The sequence below is a fragment of the Vibrio neptunius genome (assembly GCA_019339365.1).
In the GTDB taxonomy this organism is placed as follows: Bacteria; Pseudomonadota; Gammaproteobacteria; order Enterobacterales; family Vibrionaceae; genus Vibrio; species Vibrio neptunius.
The window spans coordinates 745,947-765,860 of the sequence record CP079859.1; the positions used below are offsets into that span (position 1 = coordinate 745,947).

At 45.2% G+C, this 19,914-nt stretch carries 13 protein-coding genes and 4 pseudogenes; 12 read left to right on the forward strand and 5 right to left on the reverse strand.

Going from position 1 to position 19,914, the window contains the following annotated elements; translation table 11 throughout:
• Nucleotides 1–22: 22 nt before the first annotated feature.
• From cobA to cysC, 5 genes and pseudogenes are all read left to right on the forward strand, one after another.
• Complete coding sequence (gene cobA / locus KW548_03635) at nucleotides 23–889, forward strand: uroporphyrinogen-III C-methyltransferase (protein QXX07968.1); 867 nt, start codon at nucleotides 23–25, stop codon at nucleotides 887–889.
• Between the two features lie 25 nt (nucleotides 890–914).
• Nucleotides 915–1,856: a sulfate adenylyltransferase subunit CysD gene (cysD, locus tag KW548_03640; protein QXX07171.1), complete on the forward strand. Its 942-nt coding sequence runs from the start codon at nucleotides 915–917 to the stop codon at nucleotides 1,854–1,856.
• A gap of 18 nt (nucleotides 1,857–1,874) precedes the next feature.
• Entirely contained in the window at nucleotides 1,875–3,287 is a 1,413-nt protein-coding gene (gene cysN, locus KW548_03645; GenBank protein ID QXX07172.1) for a sulfate adenylyltransferase subunit CysN, read from the forward strand.
• A gap of 23 nt (nucleotides 3,288–3,310) precedes the next feature.
• Complete coding sequence (locus KW548_03650; GenBank protein ID QXX07969.1) at nucleotides 3,311–5,035, forward strand: SLC13 family permease; 1,725 nt, start codon at nucleotides 3,311–3,313, stop codon at nucleotides 5,033–5,035.
• Nucleotides 5,036–5,045: 10 nt separating this feature from the next.
• A pseudogene (gene cysC, locus KW548_03655) lies at nucleotides 5,046–5,662 on the forward strand (adenylyl-sulfate kinase).
• A gap of 46 nt (nucleotides 5,663–5,708) precedes the next feature.
• Here cysC and KW548_03660 read toward each other — a convergent pair.
• The 5 genes and pseudogenes from KW548_03660 to KW548_03680 all read right to left on the reverse strand — a co-directional run bounded on the left by KW548_03660 (nucleotide 5,709) and on the right by KW548_03680 (nucleotide 12,582).
• Nucleotides 5,709–6,170 carry a chemotaxis protein CheX gene (locus KW548_03660; GenBank protein ID QXX07173.1) on the reverse strand — a complete coding sequence of 154 codons (462 nt, stop codon included), beginning with the start codon at nucleotides 6,168–6,170 and terminating at the stop codon, nucleotides 5,709–5,711.
• Between the two features lie 15 nt (nucleotides 6,171–6,185).
• A complete protein-coding gene (gene zur, locus KW548_03665; GenBank protein ID QXX07174.1) occupies nucleotides 6,186–6,644 on the reverse strand; it encodes a zinc uptake transcriptional repressor Zur in 459 nt (152 codons plus the stop codon).
• Between the two features lie 166 nt (nucleotides 6,645–6,810).
• Nucleotides 6,811–10,428 (reverse strand): response regulator, encoded by a 3,618-nt coding sequence (locus KW548_03670; GenBank protein ID QXX07175.1) that lies wholly within the window; start codon nucleotides 10,426–10,428, stop codon nucleotides 6,811–6,813.
• A gap of 21 nt (nucleotides 10,429–10,449) precedes the next feature.
• Nucleotides 10,450–11,487 (reverse strand): two-component system response regulator, encoded by a 1,038-nt coding sequence (locus KW548_03675; protein ID QXX07176.1) that lies wholly within the window; start codon nucleotides 11,485–11,487, stop codon nucleotides 10,450–10,452.
• A gap of 789 nt (nucleotides 11,488–12,276) precedes the next feature.
• Nucleotides 12,277–12,582 (reverse strand): annotated as a pseudogene (locus KW548_03680) (site-specific integrase).
• Nucleotides 12,583–12,691: 109 nt separating this feature from the next.
• On the opposite strand from KW548_03680, the pseudogene dusA reads away from it, so the two are divergent.
• From dusA to KW548_03715, 7 genes and pseudogenes are all read left to right on the forward strand, one after another.
• Nucleotides 12,692–13,692 (forward strand): annotated as a pseudogene (dusA, locus tag KW548_03685) (tRNA dihydrouridine(20/20a) synthase DusA).
• 170 nt (nucleotides 13,693–13,862) lie between these two features.
• Nucleotides 13,863–14,072, forward strand: coding sequence for an envelope stress response protein PspG (gene pspG / locus KW548_03690; protein QXX07177.1), 210 nt, complete (start codon nucleotides 13,863–13,865; stop codon nucleotides 14,070–14,072).
• A 92-nt stretch (nucleotides 14,073–14,164) separates the two neighbouring features.
• Nucleotides 14,165–14,838: pseudogene (locus KW548_03695) on the forward strand (TIGR04219 family outer membrane beta-barrel protein).
• A gap of 148 nt (nucleotides 14,839–14,986) precedes the next feature.
• Nucleotides 14,987–15,217, forward strand: coding sequence for a hypothetical protein (locus KW548_03700; protein ID QXX07178.1), 231 nt, complete (start codon nucleotides 14,987–14,989; stop codon nucleotides 15,215–15,217).
• Nucleotides 15,218–15,343: 126 nt separating this feature from the next.
• A complete protein-coding gene (locus KW548_03705; GenBank protein ID QXX07179.1) occupies nucleotides 15,344–17,203 on the forward strand; it encodes an assimilatory sulfite reductase (NADPH) flavoprotein subunit in 1,860 nt (619 codons plus the stop codon).
• Nucleotides 17,203–18,939, forward strand: a complete 1,737-nt coding sequence (cysI, locus tag KW548_03710) for an assimilatory sulfite reductase (NADPH) hemoprotein subunit (protein ID QXX07180.1) — start codon at nucleotides 17,203–17,205, stop codon at nucleotides 18,937–18,939. Before KW548_03705 ends, cysI begins: the two co-directional genes overlap by 1 nt.
• Nucleotides 18,932–19,708, forward strand: coding sequence for a phosphoadenylyl-sulfate reductase (locus KW548_03715; GenBank protein ID QXX07181.1), 777 nt, complete (start codon nucleotides 18,932–18,934; stop codon nucleotides 19,706–19,708). The genes cysI and KW548_03715 overlap by 8 nt, the downstream gene beginning before the upstream one ends.
• The last annotated feature ends 206 nt before the right edge of the window (nucleotides 19,709–19,914 follow it).

Genomic DNA, 19,914 nt, shown 5'->3' on the forward strand with positions numbered 1-19,914 from the left:
ACGACAGGAAAGGAACAACATGATGGCGAGTAAGGATACAATTTCTCAGTTCCCACTTCACAACCCACGAGCCGCGCAAGCGCAGCCTTCTGCTACCGTGAGTATTGGTAAGAGTGTATTGAACTCTGGCGAAGTGGCTCTAATTGGTGCTGGTCCTGGTGATTTTGAATTGCTGACCATCAAAGCGCTTCGGTTTTTACAGCAGGCGGATGTCGTACTTTACGACTATTTAGTCTCCGATGAAATCATGGCACTGGTACCAAGCGATACGATCTTGGTTTGTGTCGGCAAGCGAGCGGGTCATCATAGTGTTCCCCAAGACAAAACCAATCAGCTACTGGTGGACTTTGCTCAAAGAGGACATCGTGTTGTACGTATTAAAGGTGGTGATCCATTTATCTTTGGTCGTGGTGGCGAAGAGCTGGAAGTTTTGGCAGATGCAGGCGTTTCATTTCATGTTGTGCCTGGTATTACGGCCGCTGCTGGTGCAACCGCCTATGCAGGTATACCACTGACACACCGCGATTATGCGCAAACAGCGATGTTTATTACAGGTCACCTTAAAGCTGAAAGTGACCAAATGGACTGGTCAACGCTCGCTCGTGGCAACCAGACTTTGGTGATTTACATGGGGCTAATGAAGTCGGAATACATTCAAGGTCAGTTGATTGAACATGGCCGTTCCCCAGAGACTCCAATTGCGATCATCGAACGCGGAACACAATCCTGTCAGAAGGTTTTTAAAGGTCAGCTATCACAACTGGCGACCCTTGCTAAAGATGCTGAGTCACCGTCACTGATTGTGATTGGGGAAGTGGTGTCTTTGTCAGAAAAATTAACATGGTTTGGCACACAGCAAGAACCATTACAACAGCGCCAATTCGCGTAATACCTATTTATTTTGAATTTGTCAGATGCTCTCAGTGAGCCGCAAAGGAAGCACTAACATGGACCAAGAACGTTTAACCCATCTCAAGCAGCTTGAAGCGGAAAGTATTCACATTATCCGCGAAGTTGCCGCGGAGTTTGATAATCCAGTGATGATGTACTCTATCGGCAAAGACTCCTCAGTCATGCTGCATCTCGCTCGTAAGGCTTTTTACCCAGGTAAGATACCGTTCCCTTTACTTCATGTTGATACCGACTGGAAGTTCAAGGAGATGATCACATTCCGCGATAAAACCGCAGAAAAATACGGTTTTGAGCTTTTGGTTCACAAGAACCCAGAAGGCCTTGCGATGGGATGTAGCCCTTTTACCCATGGTTCTTCTAAGCATACTGACATCATGAAAACTCAGGGCCTCAAACAAGCTTTGGACAAGTATGGTTTTGATGCGGCTTTTGGTGGTGCACGCCGTGATGAAGAGAAATCTCGTGCGAAAGAGCGAGTTTACTCTTTCCGTGACAAGAACCATACATGGGATCCAAAGAATCAACGCCCCGAGTTATGGCGTACTTACAATGGCCAAATCAACAAAGGGGAGAGCATTCGTGTCTTCCCACTTTCAAACTGGACTGAGCTAGATATCTGGCAATACATCTACCTAGAGAACATTGAGATTGTGCCACTTTACCTAGCCGATAAGCGCCCAGTTGTTGAGCGCGATGGCATGCTGATCATGGTGGATGATGATCGTATGGAGCTTCAGCCAGGTGAAAAAATCGAAGAGAAAAGCGTTCGTTTCAGAACACTTGGTTGTTACCCACTGACTGGTGCGATTGAGTCTGAAGCCAATACGCTCACAGGCATTATTGAAGAGATGTTGGTGGCGACGTCCAGTGAACGACAAGGTAGAGCGATCGACCATGATCAGTCAGGATCGATGGAACTTAAGAAACGCCAAGGTTACTTCTAAGGATTGAGGATAAAGAAGATGAATAGCGCAGTTGAAGCTCAGCTTGAAGAGCTTGGTATTGAAGGATACCTAAAACAACACCAATACAAATCACTACTTAGATTCCTCACTTGCGGTTCAGTAGATGATGGTAAAAGTACTTTGATCGGTCGCTTACTGCATGACTCTAAGCAAATTTATGAAGATCAATTAGCAGCCGTTCATAACGATAGCCAACGCGTTGGTACCACTGGATCGCGCCCAGACCTTGCGCTGCTTGTTGATGGACTTCAGGCAGAGCGAGAACAAGGGATCACTATTGATGTGGCTTACCGTTACTTCTCAACTCAGAAACGTAAGTTCATCATTGCTGATACTCCAGGGCACGAGCAGTATACGCGCAATATGGCGACAGGGGCATCGACCTGTGATCTCGCAGTGATCTTGATTGATGCACGCAAAGGCGTGCTGGATCAAACTCGCCGTCACTCTTTCATCTCAAACCTGCTGGGCCTTAAGCATTTCGTGGTAGCAGTAAACAAAATGGATCTGGTTGAGTACTCACAGCAACGCTTTGAAGAGATCCGTGACGAATATCTATCGTTTGCAGAAAACCTTCAGGGTGAAACGGATATTCAGATCATTCCGCTGTCTGCTCTTGAGGGCGACAACGTGGTAGAAGCGAGCGAGAAACTTAGCTGGTTTGAAGGACCATCGCTACTTGAACTTCTAGAAAACGTCGATGTGGATCAGGTCAAAGAAGAAGGTGATTTCCGTTTCCCTGTTCAATATGTGAATCGTCCAAACCTCGACTTCCGTGGATTTGCCGGCACGATTGCCTCAGGAAATGTCAAAGTGGGTGACCGCATCAAAGCTTTGCCTTCAGGTAAGAGTTCGCAAGTGGCTCGCATTGTGACTTTTGATGGCGATATCGAGCAAGCTCAAGCGGGCCTAGCGGTGACACTAACATTAGAAGATGAGATCGATATTAGCCGTGGTGATTTGATCGTACTTGAGAATGCTCAGGTTGAGTCAAGTAACCGACTGCTTGCTAATGTGGTGTGGATGACAGAGCAGCCATTGCAGGCCGGCCGCGATTATGATGTGAAGATTGCGGGCAAGAAGACTGTGGGTCGTGTTGAAGCCATTCGCCACCAGTACGACATCAACAACTTGTCTATGCGCAAGGCAGAAGAGCTACCTCTGAACGGTATTGGTTTGTGTGAGTGGACATTGAATGAGTCAGTAGCCATCGACAATTACGATGCTGTGCAGGATACCGGTGGCTTTATCATCATCGATCGCTTGACCAACGTGACGGTAGGTGCGGGGTTGGTACGTGATGCTCTGGCTGAACGTCAACGTTCTCCTCAAGAGCGCATGGGGGCTTTTGAAACTGAGCTAAAAGCGCTGATTCTTAAACATTTCCCTGAGTGGGATGCGAAAATCTAACCGAGCGGAGCAGGTAAAGCATGATGTGGCAGCAAGGATTCGTGCTGGCTGTGTTGTTGGGTATTATTGCATGCCTGATTACAACACGAATTAAGCCAAGTTTCATATTTGCAGGAGGAGCGTTTATTGCTTTTCTTGCTGGGATGATTGAGATTGGCGATGTTGCCACTAACTTTACCAATTCGTCTTTGTTAACGCTGGTTTTGTTGATCCTTGCCTCTAGCGCGTTGGAAAAAACCAGATTGATCAGTTGGGTCAGTCGTTCATTGTCGACAGGTAAGCTTGGTACAGTCGTGGCCAAACTGGGTTTGTCGACGGCGCTTCTGTCGTCGTTCACTAATAATACTGCTGTGGTTGTCTCTCTTATCGGTGCTATCAAGCGGAATCAAGCTCATGCACCCTCTAAGCTACTTATTCCACTCTCTTACACTGCGATCCTTGGTGGCACATTGACTTTGATCGGTACTTCTACCAACTTGATCATCAATAGCTTTGTAGAAGATGCTGGACTGCCGAGCCTTGGCTTTTTTACTCCGACTATGATCGGGTTGTCCGTACTGGTAGGTGGACTATTGGTCTTGATCCCGCTCAGCTATTTACTTCCTAGTTATGAAGAGCATCAGCAGGAAGAGTTGCCCTATTTTCTTGAAGCGATTGTAGAGCCAGGCTCGCCTTTAGTGGGGAAAAGCATCAGTGAGAACAACCTGCGTGCATTGAGAAAACTGTTTCTAGCTGAAGTGGTACGTGGTGGTAAAACCATGCCATCGGTGGAACCGGATTTTGTTTTACAGTCTAAAGATCGCTTATTGTTCTGTGGTGATATTGAAAGCGTTGCAACACTTCAGGAAATTCAAGGGCTGACACTGTTCGGTCAACATCACCTTAACGGTCAGAGTTTTGTTGAAGTGGTAGTGAGCTCTTCGGCTAGCTTCTGCAATAATACCCTCAAATCCATTCATTTTCGTGATCGCTTTGATGCAGTGGTGGTCGCAATTCGTCGCGGCCATGAAAGGTTGCAGGGTGGGTTGGGCAACATAGAACTCAACGCGGGGGACACCTTAGTCTTGGTGCCAGGCAAGCGTTTTGAGCAGGAACGTAAGACGCACCGTAAAGAGTTTGTTTTGGTCAATGACTTGGATTCGAGTGCTCGTCTTGATGCCAATAAATCAAGTTTGGTTTTACTTGGATTTGTAGGAGTGATTGGCGCCGCGTTACTGAATGTTTTGCCATTGATTAAAGGTCTATCGATTTTTCTCCTAGCCGCTATTTTTTTCGGTGTGATTCAGATGGGAGAGCTTAGGCGTCGTTTCCCTGTCGATATCATCGTCATTGTGGGCTCTGCCCTAACCATTGCACAATTGATGATGTCTTCTGGCTTATCTGCCACATTGGGCGAGATGTTTATGCAGACATTTAATGGCTGGGGAGCGTTTGGGGCTTTGGTCGCGACTTATCTATTTACGCTAATACTGACTGAACTAGTGACCAATAATGCTGCTGCTGCGCTTGCGTTTCCACTGGGCTACAGTATGGCTATTGGGTATGGCGTCGATCCTATGCCATTCATCATGGCGGTGCTATTTGGTGCCAGCGCCAGTTTTATTTCACCTTATGGTTACCAGACCAACTTACTTGTATACAGCGTAGGTAACTATAAGCTTGCAGATTACATCAGAGTCGGCATCCCCGTTTCCATCGTTTACTCGGTGTTGGTATTGACTTTGATTCCTCAATTTTTCCCGTTTTAAGGACAGAATTATGACCACGGAAGCGCCGACCAAAGAAGAAAACATCGTTTGGCATCAGCATAATATTGATAAGGCTTTCAGAGCAGAGTTAAAACAACAAAAACCCGTTGTGCTTTGGTTTACCGGTTTATCTGGGGCAGGGAAGTCGACGGTTGCCGGCGCGTTGGAAAACAAGCTTGCAGAACTGGGTTATCACACCTACCTGCTGGATGGTGACAATGTGCGTCATGGTTTGTGCAGTGATCTGGGCTTCTCCGAGCAAGATCGTCGTGAGAATATTCGCCGTATTGGTGAGTTGGCTAAACTGATGGCTGATGCTGGTTTAATTGTTTTGTCGGCTTTTATTTCACCGCATCGTGCAGAGCGTCAACTGGTAAGGGATTTACTGCCAGAAGGGGAGTTTCTTGAAGTCTTTGTCAATACCTCATTGGAAGTATGTGAACAACGCGATCCTAAAGGGCTGTACAAAAAGCTCGCTCGGGAGAGATCACTAATTTCACTGGGATTGACTCGACATATGAGAAGCCACTGAGCCCTGAGATTAACTTGCTTTCGGGTGAGAAGTCCATTGATGCGCTGGTGGAGGATTGTCTAGCTGTACTGAAACAAAGAAACATCATCGCATAAATAAAAAGCTTCCCAAGGGAAGCTTTTTATTTATCTGTAAGGTGTGTTACTCGAAACAAATTTCGATAAACGCATTACCCCATTGAGATGTGAACGGCATGATGATGATCGCGCCTTCACATTTGTGTCGGATAGTGTGGCCTTTGCCCGATACGACGATGGGTGTTGCCATATCAAAATCGAAGCCGCTTTCAGAAAGGATGCGTTTTGCACCGCCAGCGACCATATTAGTGATCTCACCAACCATGTCGGTAATTTCGTCATTTAAACCGTTAGGGCGTTCGCCTAACATGTTCTGCATGATTTCCAGAGCCAGATTTTCATCGAATGTGATAGACATAGAACCGCGTGTCTGCTGACCTACCATCCCAATTAAACCTGAAACATCACCACGAGCAATCTCATCTTTTTTTACTCGAGGTTTCTGTGGCTTCAATTCCAGAGAAGCCATCGTTTTTAGAACGTTCATCAGAGAAGCTAAAAACGGGTTTACAAATTCAGCGCGCATAATCTTCTTCTATTCTTATTCCGTCTGTTCACTTGAACATGACTGACAAATTCCATGAGATTCAATCACGTGGTTTGTGATCGTAAAGCCATGTTTTTCAGCATTATCCTTTAGCAAGGCTACCAAACTATCATCTTGAAGTTCAATAACATTGCTGCACTTGTCGCAAATCAGTAAATGTGAGTAGTGCTTATGAGCATTGCAAGAGCTGCACTGAATAAAACTGTTAGTGGATTCAACACGATGTATAAATCCTTGCTCCAAGAGAAAGTCGAGTGCGCGATACACGGTCGGTGGTTTCGCCTGAGGTTCACTCTGCTTCAGCTCTTCCAGTAACTCGTATGCACTTGACGATTTAGGACTGGAACAAATCAGCTCAAAAACCCTTTTTCTTTGAGGAGTAAGTCTAACTCCTCGCGATGCACACATTTCTTCAATTTGCTTTAGTAGCTTGTGGTCCAAATTTTTCACCATAACCATTGGACTTTAATAATAATATACCATTTCTCGATGGATTTCGTTTATCAAGAGGCATTTTCTGATAATACAGTCAGTGAGTTAACCACTCTCGATGTGGTTAGGGCAACTGGAGCTGCTTTGAGTGTTATAAGTTACCTTATCTGTTAATAAAACGATACTGCTACGGCGCATTGGTATTACTCACTTTGTGCGCTCTGTTGGATAAAATCTCCTGCCCCAAGTCAAAATCAAACTCTTCCAACGCATTATTTAGCTGGGCGAAGTCAGACTCAGACAACCCAACCGAAGAGCTTGATGCAATATCTTCCATAATAGACAGTGCTTGAGTGTCGTTTTCATCTACGGCTTGTTTGAGCTGATCAAACAAATCCTGATTGAAAATACCATTTGCAGCAGATACCGCAGGCTTTTCACTGTGGAGTTCGCTGGCGTGGATATTCTCGACCAGTGCGGTGAGTGATTTAAGCATTCTTTGGCGTAAGTCTTGATTTGTGCTGTCGTGCTCCAGCTCTTGGCAAAGCTCGTGCAGCGAAGTCGCTCCTATATTGCCAGCGACCCCTTTGAGAGAGTGAATATTGCGTTTGCGTGTTGCACTGTCTTCGTCGGTGACAGCGGCTTCTACAGCGTTGGTATCTGCATAGGTGCTGGCAAAGCGCAGAATGAGCTTGATGTACAAATCGGCATGGCCACTCGCACGGGTTAGGCCTGAAGTCATATCAAGACCAGTAATAACGGGGACTCGGCCAGTAGAGTGTTCTGCTCCCGTAACCAGTTGTTGTGGGTGTTTAGGTGTAATCCATTTTGCCAAAGTACTGAACATGGCGCCGACATCAATAGGTTTGGCGATGATGTCATTCATGCCCGCCTTCTTCGCTTTTTCTTTATCGCGTTCCATGATGTTAGCCGTCATGGCGATGATTGGGATGTGTTTATCATCCAGTTTTTGACGTATGAATTCTGTGGCTTCATAGCCATCCATGACTGGCATCTGACAGTCCATTAAAATGCCATCGAAGTCATGGCTCTTATACAGTTCGATCGCTACCTGACCATTTTCAGCGATCGTCACGTGTACTTGTTGGCCTTCAAGTAGCTCGGTGGCCAGCTCTTGGTTAATCTCATTGTCTTCGACTAGTAGCAATTTTGCACCAGCTAGCTGTTGGGCATTGGCCAGTTGTGTTTGCTCTTCAACATCACTGCGGCTTACACGACTGCCTTCAACGCCATAAAGTGTCACTATTGCATCGAACAGATGTGAAGAGGTGACAGGCTTGTCTAGGATTGATGGCGGTGTTAACTGGCGATTGACGAAGGCATCGGTCAGTTCTTCACGGCCATAAGCTGTCAGCATTAAGAGTTTTGGTTGTTCAGGCTCAGCCAGTCTGTCCCACATGATTTCTGCTAAATCGATACCGTCTTTGACCGGCATCTGCCAGTCAGAAATCACTAAATCATAAGGTTGCTTGTTGGTGATGGCTTCTTCTAACTCATCAAGCGCGCTATCGACATTGTTGACGCTGGTGGTTTCAAACTGAAGGGATTCGAGAATATCTTCCACAATCAGTCTAGCGCTGGCGTTGTCATCGACCACCAGAATTTTCAGCTGACCGAGTTCTTTCGGTATCAACAATTGTTCTTGTTTCAATGCATGGCTGACACCTAATTGAACGGTGAAGGTGAACGTCGATCCCTTACCTTGTTCGCTTGTTACACCAATGTCACCGCTCATCAATTGACAAAGTTCTTTACTGATCGCCAACCCGAGCCCGGTACCGCCATATTTGCGTGTGGTTGAACTATCGGCCTGAGTAAACTTGTTGAACAGTTTATTACACTGCTCTGGAGTCATGCCAATACCGCTATCTGTTACAGAGAATTTGAGAGTGATGTTGCTGCCGTTTTTCTTCTCCAAAGCAATACTGACTTTGATCTCACCTTGTTCAGTGAATTTCACTGCATTGTTGGCTAGGTTAATTAAGATCTGACCTAGACGTAGAGGATCGCCAACAAGTGCGGTTGGTACGTCGCGATCAATGTGGATCAATAATTCCAGCCCACGTTCAGACGCGCGTAGACCAACGAGATTGGAAACATTATCGAGAACATTCTCTAGGTGGAAGTCTACGTTTTCGATATCCAGTTTACCCGCTTCGATCTTTGAGAAGTCTAAGATATCGTTGATTAAACCGAGCAGGGAATCGGCGGAAAGCTTCACTTTCTGAATGTAGTTACGTTGAGCCTTGGAAAGCTCCGTTTTGAGTGCAAGATAGCTCATGCCGATAATGGCATTCATCGGTGTGCGGATCTCGTGGCTCATGTTGGCTAAGAAGTCTGACTTGGCTTTGTTTGCAGCATCGGCATCGTCTCTTGCCAACGCTAGCTTATCGGCAAAACGTTCCAGTGCTGTATGAGATTTATGGGCGAGTAAACCCAGCAGCAGTAAAGTCACGACAAAGATACCGCCACCAATCGCTAGATAGCTGGCAATAGCACCGGAATTTTCCACCGTATTTAGCTGCTCTTGGTAAACGGGTTGAATGAAAGATTGTAGTTGGTCGTAGGTTGTTTCTAACTGGGCGATCTGCTGTGAGGTAATACTGCGTGCTGAAGTTAATTGATTGAACAACGTATAGTAGCTGTTGGTCAGTGTGTGTATTTTGTCGACATTGATTTTTTCTTCATCGGTCGGCACTTGAGCTGATAGGCCATCGAGAAGGCGCAGTGAATATTCCAGATAATCATTGACTTGGTCAGCAATCGTTTTCTGGCGTGTTGGTGAAAGTGACAGTGAATAGTCGCGATCGAGTTGTTGTGCTTCACTGATCGAAGATTGAAGAACAAGTAAATTAGAGCTGACAGCAAGACGCTCACTAATGGCAATCTGAGAGCTTGAAACGGCCTGTTGCGATGCTCGGAGAATGTCTTGAAGGTGATTTCTTAAGTCAGTGGCTGAACGAGCCAGTTCGTCACCAGAACGGTTTACTTGATTGAGAATACTTTGCTGGAGCTTTTCACCAACATTAGACCAGCTTCTTAACTGAACGAGGGCGCTGAGATAGCGGTTTTTAGCATTGTTGACTAAAGTCAGTTTATTGATGCTGGCTTGTTCGGTTAGTTTGCCATCGAGTAAAGTGATGAGTTGATCTATTTTCTTCAGCTCAAACTGTGCTTGGTTAAGTTCCTGTTGGTCTTTAGTAAGTACGTATGACTTCTGGTGGTTTTGTGAGTTTGCAATTAATCCAACAAGCCAGTGGGCACGAATCGCACTATCTGAATCTTCATCCACTTGCTCCCTCAGCTCCTCGATACTTACCATGCCGTTTTCAATGAAATCTTCATGCAGCTGTTGAATCACATCGATAGTATTAGAAGCCTGCTCGGCAATGGAGCTCATTTGTTCACGAGTCGTGGTTTCATTCTGACTGAGTGTGATGTACTGGGTAAATTCCTGACGATAATCCGCAAGCAAGTCGGTAATCTGTGCATCAATACCGTTGGCGATAACGATGTCTGATAGCGTTTGAGCTTTATCTATCTGACGGTAAATGTCATCTGAGATCTCATCCTGAGGCAGACGAATGTAGCTTTGCTCGAGCATCTTCACGCTATCTAAGGTCGATAATAGCTGAGCATTACTTGCATACTGATCGACTGTATTAAAGCGCTGGTTAAGGCTCATCCAGCCTATACTGCCAGCAATTAGTAACATCACAGAAGCAATAACAAAGCCGGTTAGAATACGCTTAGAGTCGAGCGCATAGTTCTGTACTTGATTCATTCTCTGCCTTAGCCGAAGCGCTTAAAATTCGTCTTTGAAGGATTCTTTGATTTTGAGGATTTCATCTAGTTGACTGATGAATATAGGAACTAGGTTAGGGTCAAAATGCGCGCCAGCACCTTCTTCCAGTAATGCCACTGCATCTTTAACTGTCCACGCTTTTTTGTAAGGACGTTCACTGGTTAGGGCGTCGAACACATCCGCAATCGCCACTATGCGAGCACTTAAAGGGATCGCTTCACCTCGAGTACCATGAGGATAGCCACTACCGTCCCATTTTTCATGGTGATAAAGCGCAATCTCTTTTGCCATCTGTAGCAGGAGTGAGTCACTTTCTCCGATAATGTCTGCGCCGAAATTGACGTGTTTTTGCATCACCGTCCATTCATCACCATCCAGCTTGCCGGGCTTGCCTAAAATGTTGTCGGGGATACCAATTTTGCCGATGTCGTGCATGGGAGAAGCCTGGAAGACAAGTTCGACCCAACGTTTACTGACATCCAGCTGCTCAGCAAGAATGCGCGAGTAATGACTCATGCGAACAACATGCATGCCTGTCTCATTGTCCTTGTACTCAGCAGCTCTGCCTAAGCGTTGAATGATTTCGAGGCGACTACGCTCTAATTGTTCGGTTCTTTGCTTTACTTGAACCGATAACGCCAAGTTTTGATCGTAAAGCGCAATATGTGTTTTCACACGAGCTTTAACAATAGGTGGGCTGACAGGTTTGGTGATGTAGTCGACGGCCCCCATCTCGAAGCCTTTCTGTTCATCAACTACTTCTGCTTTAGCCGTTACAAAGATTATGGGGATATCGGATGTAAGTGGGTTGGACTTAAGGATCGAGCATACTTCATAGCCGTCCATTTCTGGCATCATTATATCGAGCAATATCAAATGGGGCCGTGGAGAACTGTTGGCAATCTTGAGAGCTTTCGCGCCACTGGTGGCGGCTTTGATTTTGAATTCATCGGAAAGAATGCCAGACAAAGTATGGATATTGTCTGGGATGTCATCGACCACCAGTACGGTTGGTTTGTCTAATGTATCAGAGGCCATATGAGTAAATCCTTCTACCATGCGCTCTTAATAGGCTATCTACAGATAGAATAGTGAATATTTATAAATAGTTGCAGTGCTAATTAGCTAATCAGACGAGTCAAATAACTGGAACAGTGATACATGTACAGATTTACCAAGAACAGTTTGGAAAGTCCCATGGTCGACGCATTTGCTATTTCCAAGCTTGGATCGAAGGATGTGTGGCATACAAAATGTTTAGAATACAGCTCGAAAATGTTTATTTCTAAAAGTTTTAATAGATAAGTTTGTTTATATTAACCTAATGTTTTCAATCATTTAAACGGTATGTGATTTGTGTGCTAAGTAGTGAAAATGGCAAAAACATTGTGGCTGAGCCAAATATATCGCCATATGTGCTTGAGTTGATATTATGCTTGCCATATGGTTGCTGTTGTCCTTAATCGGGATGATATGAAACTGTAACATTCATGTATCTTTCATTTTCAATTCAAATGCTTATGCTGGCAGCTAACTCCAAGGGCCAGCTTTTTTTTGCGTGAATTTTATGCACAGTTAGGCTTGTTGCAGATCACACATCCGAAGTAGTGTGTGTGGAACAATTACTCTAAACCTAGGTGTGATACGCAAAATCTTGCGACAGAAGCATAAAAATTCAAATATGAAATTGAATTCATATCTGGTTCATCTACGATAAAAGTCCCTATGGGTAATTTGTCAATCATTTCATTTGCTTCATGGAACGGTGCTGGCCTCCAACTCACTTTTGGGCCAGCTCTTTTTTATCTGAAACTTACGTTTCGTTCGCGAAATATCACCATCTCGCCGCATATTAATCACGAACAGCTTAGTGCGTCCGGTTCTATTCCATAATTCCGGCTCTTCCATAAATCGGTCGAGCAGTACGTATATTGGTACGGATTTTTGACTGAACGTTGCTGGGTCTTCAAGCTCCTGGACGCGTTTGTATCCATAGCTTCGAGCGAGTTCTTTTTTCCTGAATGTTTTTGATTCTCTGTGTATAATCGCCGAATTATTTTTTACGATGATGTCCACTGTGAAGCGAGTTTCTCCGCTTTTGAGTGTGCGTTTTTTAATGCTGAATGACGCCATTTGTCCTACTCCTTGATACGTACTATATCCGTACTGAATGAGTAAACTAAGGGCAATTCTAGCAGATTGCTGTATATTTATACAGTATATAGATTTCGAGTAACACCTTATGAAACCTGACAATACTAGTAAATACGCGGCTAACCGCTTTTCCATTGCACCCATGCTCGATTGGACTGACAGACACTGTCGTTACTTCCATCGATTGCTGACAAGCGAAACTTTGCTCTATACCGAGATGGTGACGACGGGGGCGATTATTCACGGTAAAGGTGACTTTCTGGCGTATAACCAGCAAGAGCACCCAGTGGCACTTCAATTAGGTGGCTCAAACCCTGACGATTTGGCGACGTGTGCGAAATTAGCACAAGAGCGTGGCTACGATGAAATCAACCTCAACGTTGGTTGCCCGTCTGATCGTGTACAAAACGGTCGCTTTGGCGCGTGTCTGATGGCAGAGCCACAACTTGTGGCGGAATGTGTTGCCGCAATGCGTAATGTGGTGGATGTGCCAGTCACGGTGAAAACTCGTATCGGTATTGATGACCAAGACTCTTATGAGTTTCTGACCGACTTTGTATCGATGGTTTCCGAGAAGGGGGCTGTGATCAATTTACTATTCACGCACGCAAAGCTTGGCTTTCTGGGCTAAGCCCAAAGGAAAATCGTGAAATCCCACCTCTTGATTACCCGCGTGCCTATCAGCTGAAGAAAGATTTTGCGCACCTAAATATTGCTATTAATGGTGGCGTTAAGACACTGGAGGACACCAAAGAGCATTTGACGCACCTAGATGGTGTTATGGTTGGCCGTGAAGCCTACCAGAATCCATATATGCTGGCGGAAGTTGATCAGCAGATTTTTGGATTGGATAAGCCTGTTAAGAAGCGTACTCAAGTTGTGGAAGAGATGTACCCTTACATTGAAAGCCAGCTGGAGAAAGGGGCGTATCTCGGTCATATTACTCGTCATATGCTGGGCTTGTTCCAGAATATGCCGGGAGCGCGTCAATGGCGTCGTTACATCAGTGAGAATGCTCACAAGCCAGGTTCTGGTATCGAAGTGGTAGAGACGGCGCTGAGTAAAATTCCTAAAGAGCTGAATGTGTAAATTTCACCACCTAATAGTATTTGGTTGGTGAATTTGACCAACTAAGATAATCAATAAAAGAGACGCTTTATAAAGCGTCTCTTTTTTATTTTATTAAAATCAAATGGTTATGTATTTTTCTTTAACTTGGCTTACTTTCTGCAATGTGAAAGATAACTAAGGAGAAAGATATGTTTGAACTCATCTTTGTATTGGTCTTTATTGCAACGCTGCTGGTGACGGGGCTTACTATGTTCACGGTATTTGCTGCGGCGGGTTTTGCTTTGATGGTGATGGTGTTACTCGGGATGGTCGGGGCAGTGATTAAACTTATCCCGTGGCTGATTGTTATTGCTGTGGGTATTTGGTTTTTCAAAAACTACGTGTATGACCACCGTTAATCCGCGCAGGAATTTGACATAAACCGCTTTGCAGAATGTGATACTATCGCTCCAACACCTCTTACCTCAATGAGCTCAGGAGCTAAATTTAGATGAACAAATCAGCACTGGCGGTTGTTACTGCAGCTGCGATGTCGATGGCAAGTTCAGCAGCAATGGCAGAAGATTCTGTGATTGCTAAAGTGGGTGCTGAAGCATGGTGGGTAGACACAGAAGTGAATGAAATCCGCCGTGATAAAGAAGTCACTCCAAGTGTTTATGCAGCGATCGAGCACGACATTAAGTATGTACCGAATGCACGTATCAGAACAGCCAGCGTTGATAACGAGTTCATGGCGTTTGACAAGCTGGATCTAACGCTCTACTACCAAGTGATGGAACACGACCTACTGCACTTTGATGCCGGTATTACGCTCAGCGATATGAGTAATACAAAGCACAAGAACGTCGAAACGGGTCAAACGAAAGATTTTAATAAATTGCTGTGGGCATTCTATGGCTACGCTGAAATGACAGTGCCAGACACAAATTTTGACATCATCGGTGAAATGAACTTTGGTGATAGTAGCGGTATCAAGAGCACTGACTTGATGGCAGGTATGCAATATCGAATGCCACTGAATAGTTCAACGGTAACTTTCCGTGGGGGTACCGCGTGATCGATCTTGAGTCTGATGAGTTTAAGTCCAATATTGAAGATAGCACGTTAGGCAAGCCTTTTATTATGGCGAATGGTGTCTTCCTTGGTGCCGAATACAGTTTCTAAATTACAGAGTCTTTTTAAAAACGCCGCGTAATATCGCGGCGTTTTTTTATGCCTATTCGTTATATCTTCGTTTTTCGTTTAGCAGTTTTTTGTCTTTCGACCATGCTTATTAAGGGTTCTTGTCAATAACTTCAGAGAAAGGATTCCTATGACTATCAATGAACTTAGAAATCTTTATCGAGAAAATCAGTTAGTTGAAGCCATCATTGAACCTTCTGCGCAGGAAGGGAGCTGGATTGTCGAGTTTCGTCATGCACGTGGCGGCTTTGTGTTGTTAACCGACTCTCATGGGGAGGAGTGCCACTATCTTGATCTGGATTTAGCTTCAAAGTCAGCAATGGCTGTAGGGTTCAGACAGGTACGTGTCGAAGCTAAGTAATCAGGCCTGCTTAAACTTTCGGCTTTCTTTAATTCCAAAAGTTATAAAACATTCATTTCTATTCTTTCTTGTTATTAAAGGGAGTGGTTAATCTATCATCACGCAATGAATAGGGATGTCGAGACCATGTCTTTGAACAAGAACGTGTCCTCTCAAGGAAACACACCACAAGAACTACCGTCAATCGCTGCTCCTTTAAATGATCAACAACTGAATACGCTAAAACAAACAGTCTCAGAACTGTCACCGCAACAGTTAGCGTGGGTCAGCGGTTATTTTTGGGGGTTATCTCAAGCTCAACCTCAAACAGCGGGTGCTGCAGCACCTATTAGTCAGGCGGCTGCGGCTGTTGCCGTAAAACCTGCAGGTAAGCTTTCTATTATCTTTGCTTCTCAGACGGGCAACGCGAAAGGCGTTGCTGAAGCTCTGGAACAAGAAGCCAAGGCCCAAGGAATAGCGGTTGAGCTGTTTGATGCCAGCGATTACAAAGGAAAGAACCTTGCTAAGGAAACACACGTCATTATTGTTGCCTCCACTAATGGTGAAGGTGAAGCACCAGATAATGCGATTGAGCTCCATGAATTCCTTCAGTCTAAGAAGGCGCCTAAGTTACCAAACCTGAAATACGGTGTGATTAGTCTGGGTGACTCGAGTTATGAATTCTTCTGTCAGACAGGTAAAGATTTCGATTCTTACCTATCTAAACTTGGCGCGACCTCATTTATTGAACGTATTGACTGTGATGTTGATTATGAAGCGCCTGCGAGTGAGTGGCGTCAAAACGCACTGGATAAAGTCAAAGAAGCGTTAGCGTCAGGTAATGAAGCGGAAGTCGTTCAACTGCCAGTCGGTCAAGCGGCACCTGGCCACTCGCAATACAACAAGCAAAACCCTTACACCGCAACCTTGCTCACAAGCCAGAAGATTACTGGTCGGGATTCAGGTAAAGATGTCCGCCATGTCGAGATCGATTTGGATGGCTCAGGTCTGACATATCAACCGGGTGATGCACTTGGTGTGTGGTTCGAGAACAGCTCAGATCTTGCGAATGCGGTCTTAGCTAAAGCAGGGCTGTCTGGTGTGGAAAGTGTCGATGTTGATGGTGAAAGTATTTCCATCCACAGTGCGCTGGTGAGTAAGTACGAGATAACGTCAGCAAACCCGCAACTTGTCGCCAAATTTGCAGAGTTATCGGGTAGCAAGAAACTACTTAAGCTGGTGGAAGATAAAGACAAGTTACGCGAATACGCGACCAACACCCAAGTGGTCGATGTCCTGGCGGAGAAGAAAACCAAACTATCCGCTGAAGAATTGGTCGGTTTACTGCGCCGATTGACACCTCGCCTCTATTCTATTGCTTCTAGTCAGAGTGAAGTGGACGAAGAAGTCCATCTAACGGTTGGCCTTGTTGAATATGATAAGGGAGATGAAAAGCGTTTTGGTGGTGCGTCTAGCTTTCTTTCTCATCGTTTAGAGGAAGGTGGTGAAGTTAAAGTATTTGTTGAACACAACAATAACTTCAAACTACCTCAAGATGACAATACCCCTGTCATCATGATTGGCCCCGGTACTGGTATCGCTCCGTTCAGAAGCTTTATCCAAGAGCGCGATGACCGAGAAGCAGAGGGTAAGAACTGGCTATTCTTCGGTGACCGCACCTTTACCCAAGATTTCCTCTATCAGGTTGAATGGCAAAAGTACCTAAAGTCAGGTTTGCTTAATCGTCTTGATGTGGCTTTCAGTCGCGACCAAGCAGAAAAAGTCTACGTGCAACATCGTATTCTGGAAAACGCCGAACAAGTATGGCAATGGCTTCAGGAAGGGGCACACATCTATGTCTGTGGTGATGCGACACGTATGGCGAAAGATGTCCATGAAGCGCTGATTCATGTCGTAGAGCAGCACGGCAAACTATCACGTGATGATGCCGAAGAATTTATCAACGAACTCCGTAAAGCGAAACGTTACCAAAGGGATGTTTACTAATGAGTGCTTCTACCGAAAATAATAAACAGATTGTCTTGGGCGAAGAGTTAGGGCCCCTTGCAGATAACGAGCGCCTGAAAAGAGAAAGTAATTTCCTACGTGGCACGATTGAACAAGACCTACAAGATCGTATCACCGGCGGCTTTACTGCAGATAACTTCCAACTGATTCGCTTCCATGGAATGTATCAGCAGGACGATCGTGATATCCGCAATGAACGCACTAAGCAGAAATTGGAACCATTGCATAACGTCATGTTACGTGCACGTATGCCAGGCGGTATTATCACACCAGATCAGTGGTTAGCGATTGATAAGTTCGCAACAGAACACTCTTTGTATGGAAGTATTCGTCTAACTACGCGTCAGACGTTTCAGTTTCACGGTGTGTTAAAACCAAATATCAAGCTGATGCACCAGACGCTTAATAGCATTGGTATTGACTCCATTGCAACAGCGGGTGACGTGAACCGTAATGTATTGTGTACTACAAACCCGGTTGAATCGGAGCTACACCAAGAAGCATACGAGTGGGCGAAGAAAATCAGTGAGCATCTTTTACCTAAGACTAAAGCGTATGCAGAAATCTGGTTGGATGGCGATAAAGTAGAAACTACTCAGGATGATGAACCAATTCTGGGTAGCAACTACTTGCCACGTAAGTTCAAAACGACCGTTGTGATACCACCGCAAAATGATGTCGATGTACACGCGAATGACCTTAACTTTGTCGCGATTGCTGAAGATGGCAAGCTGGTGGGCTTTAACGTATTGGTGGGCGGTGGCCTAGCCATGACTCATGGCGATACCTCTACTTACCCAAGACGTGCCGATGATTTTGGATTTATCCCTCTTGAGAAAACGCTAGATGTTGCAGCGGCAGTCGTTACTACCCAGCGTGATTGGGGTAACCGATCGAATCGTAAAAATGCCAAAACTAAATACACGCTTGATCGAGTGGGCAGTGATGTTTTCAAAGCAGAGGTGGAGAAGCGTGCTGGGGTAGAGTTTGAAGCAAGCCGTCCATATGAATTTACTGAACGTGGCGACCGAGTCGGCTGGGTCGAAGGGATTGACGGAAAGCATCACCTGACTCTATTTATTGAAAATGGTCGTTTGCTGGATTATCCGGGTAAGCCTCTTAAAACAGGTGTGGCTGAGATAGCGAAAATCCACAAAGGGGATTTCCGCATGACGGCGAACCAGAACCTGATTGTTGCAGGAGTCTCAAAAAGCAATAAAGCGAAAATTGAGAAAATCGCTGTTGAACACGGTTTGATGGATGAAACCGTTAGTGAGCAGCGTAAGAATTCAATGGCTTGTGTTGCGTTCCCAACCTGTCCGTTGGCAATGGCTGAAGCTGAACGATTCTTGCCAGAATTTGTTACGGACGTTGAAGACATTCTCAAGAAACACGGCCTGCCGGAAGAAGACAACATTATATTACGTGTGACAGGCTGTCCGAATGGCTGTGGCCGTGCGATGTTGGCGGAAATTGGTCTGGTAGGTAAAGCACCTGGCCGTTACAACTTGCACCTTGGTGGTAATCGTGGCGGTACGCGCGTACCTAAGATGTATAAAGAAAACATCACAGACAAACAGATCCTAGAAGAGATCGATCAGCTAGTCGGTCGATGGGCCAAAGAGCGTACCGACGGTGAGTGCTTTGGTGACTTCACGATCAGAGCTGGCATTATCGATGAAGTGTTCGTTTCTAAGAGGGACTTTTATGCTTAACTCCGTGGCTTCAAAACTGAAGTTAGCAGAGCTCTTAACGGCAACAAAGACGGAGCAGACTCTCCGTCTTGCGGAAATTAATTTAGAGCTCGAAAAGCTAACGGCTCAGGAAAGAGTCTCCTGGGCGATAGAAAATCTGGAAGGAACACACGCTGTTTCCTCAAGCTTTGGTATTCAGGCAGCGGTGATGCTGCATTTAGTCACGGAGGCTAGGCCTGATATCCCGGTCATATTGACAGATACTGGCTATCTCTTCCCTGAAACTTACCAGTTTATTGATGACCTTACGGAAAAGCTGAACCTTAACCTTCAAGTCTATCGTGCAAAGCAGAGTGCGGCATGGCAGGAGGCAAGTTATGGAAAACTATGGGCGCAAGGTATAGAGGGAATTGAACAGTACAATCGCTTAAACAAAGTGGAACCTATGCGTCGCGCTTTGGATGAACTTAGAGTGGGGACTTGGTTTTCAGGATTGCGCCGTGAGCAATCTAAGTCTCGAGCAAACCTGCCAATTCTGACGATTCAAAATGGCGTGTTTAAGTTTCTGCCTATCATCGATTGGACAAACAAAGACGTTCACTATTATCTAGAACAGCATGGCTTGCCGTATCATCCGTTACGTGATGAAGGGTACTTATCCATTGGAGACACTCATACAACCAAGAAATGGGAGCCAGGAATGAGTGAAGAAGAAACTCGGTTCTTCGGCCTTAAACGAGAATGTGGGCTCCATGAAGATGACAGCGAGCAAGATGGCTCAGGCATCTAGTCTGCTCTTCTATAATAAGAGGAAAGGTCGCAATGCGGCCTTTTATTTTGCCTGAAAAAATAGCGATTGTGGATAACCCTGTGGGTATGGTGTTCGCTATATTGGGGTAAAGTTGGATAAATAAGGCTTTGAGCGAAAATTCAGCGTTTAAATGTTATTTTTGCAATTTTATTAAAATAACGCTTGCTAATGTGATGTCGATCTCT

Excerpts from the sequence above, each read along its gene's own strand:
- cobA (QXX07968.1), top strand. The coding sequence starts at position 23 with ATGGCGAGTAAGGATACAATTTCTCAGTTCCCACTTCACAACCCACGA.
- cysD (QXX07171.1), top strand. The coding sequence starts at position 915 with ATGCTCTCAGTGAGCCGCAAAGGAAGCACTAACATGGACCAAGAACGT.
- cysN (QXX07172.1), top strand. The coding sequence starts at position 1,875 with ATGAATAGCGCAGTTGAAGCTCAGCTTGAAGAGCTTGGTATTGAAGGA.
- KW548_03650 (QXX07969.1), top strand. The coding sequence starts at position 3,311 with ATGTGGCAGCAAGGATTCGTGCTGGCTGTGTTGTTGGGTATTATTGCA.
- KW548_03660 (QXX07173.1), bottom strand. The coding sequence starts at position 6,170 with ATGCGCGCTGAATTTGTAAACCCGTTTTTAGCTTCTCTGATGAACGTT.
- zur (QXX07174.1), bottom strand. The coding sequence starts at position 6,644 with ATGGTGAAAAATTTGGACCACAAGCTACTAAAGCAAATTGAAGAAATG.
- KW548_03670 (QXX07175.1), bottom strand. The coding sequence starts at position 10,428 with ATGAATCAAGTACAGAACTATGCGCTCGACTCTAAGCGTATTCTAACC.
- KW548_03675 (QXX07176.1), bottom strand. The coding sequence starts at position 11,487 with ATGGCCTCTGATACATTAGACAAACCAACCGTACTGGTGGTCGATGAC.
- pspG (QXX07177.1), top strand. The coding sequence starts at position 13,863 with ATGTTTGAACTCATCTTTGTATTGGTCTTTATTGCAACGCTGCTGGTG.
- KW548_03700 (QXX07178.1), top strand. The coding sequence starts at position 14,987 with ATGACTATCAATGAACTTAGAAATCTTTATCGAGAAAATCAGTTAGTT.
- KW548_03705 (QXX07179.1), top strand. The coding sequence starts at position 15,344 with ATGTCTTTGAACAAGAACGTGTCCTCTCAAGGAAACACACCACAAGAA.
- cysI (QXX07180.1), top strand. The coding sequence starts at position 17,203 with ATGAGTGCTTCTACCGAAAATAATAAACAGATTGTCTTGGGCGAAGAG.
- KW548_03715 (QXX07181.1), top strand. The coding sequence starts at position 18,932 with ATGCTTAACTCCGTGGCTTCAAAACTGAAGTTAGCAGAGCTCTTAACG.